Origin of the sequence: Loigolactobacillus zhaoyuanensis, from assembly GCF_003946385.1 — a bacterium.
Classification (GTDB): domain Bacteria; phylum Bacillota; class Bacilli; order Lactobacillales; family Lactobacillaceae; genus Loigolactobacillus; species Loigolactobacillus zhaoyuanensis.
This window is the reverse complement of the sequence record NZ_RHOE01000112.1, coordinates 1-4,163: the sequence shown is the minus strand read 5'-3', so window position 1 is coordinate 4,163 and position 4,163 is coordinate 1. Positions and strand designations below refer to the sequence as shown.

At 37.1% G+C, this 4,163-nt stretch carries 7 protein-coding genes; 5 read left to right on the top strand and 2 right to left on the bottom strand.

Annotated elements, in window-relative coordinates:
- A partial coding sequence (locus EKM76_RS12900; RefSeq protein ID WP_016372328.1) for an IS3 family transposase occupies window positions 1-218 on the bottom strand: 218 nt, incomplete at its 3' end.
- A gap of 103 nt (window positions 219-321) precedes the next feature.
- Between EKM76_RS12900 and EKM76_RS12895 the strand changes: the two genes are divergently transcribed.
- The 5 genes from EKM76_RS12895 (at window position 322) to EKM76_RS12875 (ending at window position 4,039) form a co-directional block, all read left to right on the top strand.
- Complete coding sequence (locus EKM76_RS12895; protein ID WP_125550974.1) at window positions 322-864, top strand: WxL domain-containing protein; 543 nt, start codon at window positions 322-324, stop codon at window positions 862-864.
- Between the two features lie 132 nt (window positions 865-996).
- On the top strand, window positions 997-2,013 hold the full coding sequence (locus EKM76_RS12890) for an AraC family transcriptional regulator (protein WP_125550973.1): 1,017 nt from the start codon (window positions 997-999) through the stop codon (window positions 2,011-2,013).
- A gap of 234 nt (window positions 2,014-2,247) precedes the next feature.
- Window positions 2,248-3,168 carry a L(+)-tartrate dehydratase subunit alpha gene (gene ttdA, locus EKM76_RS12885; protein ID WP_164507665.1) on the top strand — a complete coding sequence of 307 codons (921 nt, stop codon included), beginning with the start codon at window positions 2,248-2,250 and terminating at the stop codon, window positions 3,166-3,168.
- Window positions 3,165-3,776, top strand: coding sequence for a L(+)-tartrate dehydratase subunit beta (gene ttdB / locus EKM76_RS12880; protein ID WP_125550972.1), 612 nt, complete (start codon window positions 3,165-3,167; stop codon window positions 3,774-3,776). Before ttdA ends, ttdB begins: the two co-directional genes overlap by 4 nt.
- A gap of 23 nt (window positions 3,777-3,799) precedes the next feature.
- On the top strand, window positions 3,800-4,039 hold the full coding sequence (locus EKM76_RS12875; protein WP_164507664.1) for a hypothetical protein: 240 nt from the start codon (window positions 3,800-3,802) through the stop codon (window positions 4,037-4,039).
- A 35-nt stretch (window positions 4,040-4,074) separates the two neighbouring features.
- Here the strand turns inward: EKM76_RS12875 and EKM76_RS13740 are convergent.
- A partial coding sequence (locus EKM76_RS13740) for an ATP-binding protein (RefSeq protein WP_225417923.1) occupies window positions 4,075-4,163 on the bottom strand: 89 nt, incomplete at its 5' end.

Here is a 4,163-nt window from a genome sequence, read left to right as displayed (position 1 = left end):
AGGATTTCGTTCTCCTCAGACAGGGAAGCCAGCCGCTTTTCCATCGCTTTAATTTCGTCTGGCGATTTACCGGATTGAGTTTTGGCTTGGCCCTGGATCCACTTATGAACGGTTGAATAGCCAATGCCATATTCTCTGGCCAGTTGGGCGGCTGATTCGCCTTGTTTATATAGGTTGATGATGTTTTGTTTGAATTCTTTGTCGTAACGAGTTGGCATGTAAAAATTCCTTCCTTTTGAGAGACGATTTATTCATTATACCCTCTCTTAAAAGTTGTCTCAGGAATCAGCTTACATCCACTATAAAAGCGGTGATACTAATATGACGGCAACATTGAACACTCAGGATACTGGGTTACAAGATGTTGCGGGCAAAGCTTGGGCTACCGTTATCGACAAACAAACGACACGGACAGATAACACGGCCGACGCAACTGGAAAAAGTGATAGCATAGCCGGTACTTGGGTCTTAAATGTTAAGGCAGATGGTCCATTGCAGAAGATGACCGATCAAGGGAATCCTGCAGGCGATTCAATCGATGGTGCAATTTTAACTTTTAACAATACAAGCTCAGGTCAAACACAAGACGTTTTTGATCTGACTGCTGAAGAACAAGATCAAGACTTTGTAACATCTGGTGACGCAACGCCAGTTACTGATGTTACAAAGAATTTAACGTTACCATTGAGTACGGATGATACTAACCATCCAGTGGCCAATGCTGTTGCTGGAGAAGGTGAGGGTGCTGATGTATTTGGCTGGAAGAAGACTGATATTAAGTTGACGATGCCAACATCTGCAACTGTTAGTAATGCGGTCTATGAGACGACATTAACTTGGACTCTAAGTACAGGTATTAATTAGTCAACAAACTAAGGGATAGGTATACAAAAATAAGCCAGCAAATCGCTGGCTTATTTTTGTGTTATTGAAAATCTGCGATGCATGTTATAATTTGAGTAAGCGTTTTAATTGATTCTAATAAGGAAGATTAGTATGACAAAAAATTTACAATATACTAGCAAAATTGATTTTCAGTTTGATCAATTAGTGTATAATATCGGCAGCTATCATTATAATTGGCATCAGCAGGTTGAATTGTTATGGTTATTACAAGGCGAGATAGAAGTCAACGTTGATGGTAATCGTTATGTTCTTAGTGAAAATGATTTAATTATAATTAATTCTAATTGTGGGCACGCGACTTTTGCACTAAAGCCCAACAGTATTGCCTTACGCATACATATAATGCCTGATTTTTTTACAAATCAAGGATTCGATTTAAATGTGGGTCAATTTACACTTAATTCAGCAAGTAAAAAATTTAGTCCAGCTTATCCGATAATTCGACACGCATTGGCATGTTTGTATTTAGGTATGCGGGCTAATACTAATAAGCTAACAATAAATAGCTTGTTTTACCAACTAGCTAATGAATTGGCACAGTATTTTTTTGCTGATATGATCCAAGGGTCACGAACGATTACACAAAAAAGCCATTTTTTGGATACAACAACTCACTATATTGATGAACACTATCAAGAAGATATCACTTTAGAGAAGTTAGCTGATTATTGTAATTATTCCTCTTCATATTTGTCAAAGCTATTTAAATTAGAACTAGGTATTAATTTTTATGAATATTTAGTACGTTGTCGGTTGCAACATGCGGTGACTGACTTAACTCATACAACGCTTAAAGTAGTAGATGTGGCCTACCATAATGGGTTTAAGGAAGTGAAATCCTTTAATTTAATGTTTAAAAAACATTTTGGCCAAACTCCATCTGATTATCGTCGATTAGTCTCACCAGAATTAATATCTCAAGATCACGATTTTAAAAAGCAACTTTCTCCACAATTACAAGAGATTATATTACAAAAATTATCAATTTTTGCACAAAATAAAAAAGAACTGTTATTTATTGATCCATGTGATAATTGTGAATTTAAAGGATATGAGCAGAAATATCATCAGCTGGTTAATAATTTACAAGAAATTATTAACCACTGATTACAAAAATTTGGGTACCCAATTTTTATGCTCTTTTTAAGATGATGGGCTAAATATCGCGCATTCTAATCAACTTTTGGAATGCGTTTTTTTGTTACTTAATAAAGAGAAACATAATGTAATGAGTAGTACTTGGTTCTTATTTCATAAAAGTGTGATAAATAGTGGCTAGAATTGAAAACGTATTCACCGTATTCTCTATATGTACAAACGAATAAGAGGGGGATCACAGTTATGCTATATGAATATACGGAACCAATTTTATCAGAACAGGGTAGCAAGATGCGTGACATTATGGCTGATTATATTTCAGTTGTCAGTCATCGCTTACCTGATGATGTTGCTAAGAAATTAAAAGAATTAGCTAAGATCGAAGTTGATCCATTGCAGCAACTGGTTTATGACACAATGCGTGAAAATCAGTTGTTAGCTGAAAAAATGAAACGACCAAGCTGTCAAGATACAGGTGCTTTACAGTTTTTTGTTAGATGTGGTTCACATTTTCCATTACTGGGCGAACTGAATAGTATCTTTAAAGATGCCGTTTATCGTGCAACGAAAGAAGCACCTTTACGACATAATGCTGTACAAACTTTTGATGAATATAATACTGGTTTAAATATTGGTAACGGAATTCCATCGGTATTTCTGGACGTTCCGGATGATAGTGACAAAATAGAGATTTATGTTTATATGGCTGGTGGTGGTTGTACATTACCTGGAGCTGCTATGGTATTGATGCCAGGTGAAGGCTATGAAGGCGTCGTTCGCTTTGTTATGGATCAAATGACTAGCTATGGCATTAATGCTTGTCCACCATTGTTGGTTGGTGTTGGTGTCGCAACTTCAGTTGAAACAGCAGCAATGAATTCAAAATTAGCTTTGATGCGTACGGTTGACAGCGTTAGTCCTAATGCCAACGCAGCAAAAATGGAACACTTACTTGAGGATGGAATTAATAATATTGGCTTAGGCCCACAAGGATTTGGTGGGAAGAAGTCAGTGATGGGTGTCAATGTTGTTAATACCGCACGGCATCCATCAACGATCGGTGTTGGAATCAGTACAGGTTGCTGGTCACATCGCCGTGGGAAAATCGATTTTGATGCTGAATTAAACTACGAATTACCATTAAATGAAGGAGTCGAACTATGAAAACATATCATTTAACCACACCCATTGAAGACAAAGATATTGAAGACATTCGGATCGGTGACATTGTTTACTTAGATGGCATCATGGTAACTTGCCGTGACGTTGCACATCGGCGCTTAGTCGAGGAGAAGAGACCACTTCCGGTCGATGTTGCTAATAAAGCTATTTTACATGCTGGTCCAATCGTTAAGGACCTCGGTAACGACAAATATGAAATGATCGCCGTTGGACCAACAACTAGCATGCGGATGGAAAAATTTGAGGAAGAATTTGTCAAACAAACTAATGTTAAATTAGTTATTGGCAAGGGGGGAATGGGTGAAGGTACACAACGCGCATGTAAAAATAGTAAAGCGTTGCACTTAGTTTTCCCAGCGGGTAATGCCGTATTTGCAGCAACTAAGGTTGAAGAGATTATTGATGCACAGTGGAAAGATTTGGGAATGCCTGAAACTTTATGGGTTTGTAAAGTACATGACTTTGGACCGCTAATTGTTTCGATTGACACCAAGGGCGATAATCTATTTGAAAAAAATAAAATTGAGTTTAATAAACGTAAGGAAGAAGAAATTATAAAAATAAATAAAGAGGTTCGCTTCATTAAATAGTCAAACGAAAGCGGTGGCTCATGATGATTATTCTACTCGCACTACTAATGATTGGTTTATTTATTTATCTGCTAGCTAAAAATAAGCTTTCAATTCTAGGCGCGTTAGTTTTGGTACCACTGTTCTTCGGTGTGATTATTGTTCTAACAACAAAAGCAAACTTTACCGATATGTTTTCTTGGATCAATGATGCGTTATTTTTTGAAATTAATAAGAAAACTGGCGAGGTTAGTTTAGGTGTCAAGGGCGGCGTAAAAATGTAGGTTTATGGCGGTTAGAAAATGTAGGTTTGTGGCGGTTAATCAGCGTCCTTAATTCGATAAGATTTGCCGGTAATTTTAATCACATGGGCATGGTGAACTAGCCGATCTAAAATAGCTGCAGTAA

Excerpts from the sequence above, each read along its gene's own strand:
- EKM76_RS12895 (WP_125550974.1), top strand. The coding sequence starts at position 322 with ATGACGGCAACATTGAACACTCAGGATACTGGGTTACAAGATGTTGCG.
- EKM76_RS12890 (WP_125550973.1), top strand. The coding sequence starts at position 997 with ATGACAAAAAATTTACAATATACTAGCAAAATTGATTTTCAGTTTGAT.
- ttdA (WP_164507665.1), top strand. The coding sequence starts at position 2,248 with ATGCTATATGAATATACGGAACCAATTTTATCAGAACAGGGTAGCAAG.
- ttdB (WP_125550972.1), top strand. The coding sequence starts at position 3,165 with ATGAAAACATATCATTTAACCACACCCATTGAAGACAAAGATATTGAA.
- EKM76_RS12875 (WP_164507664.1), top strand. The coding sequence starts at position 3,800 with ATGATTATTCTACTCGCACTACTAATGATTGGTTTATTTATTTATCTG.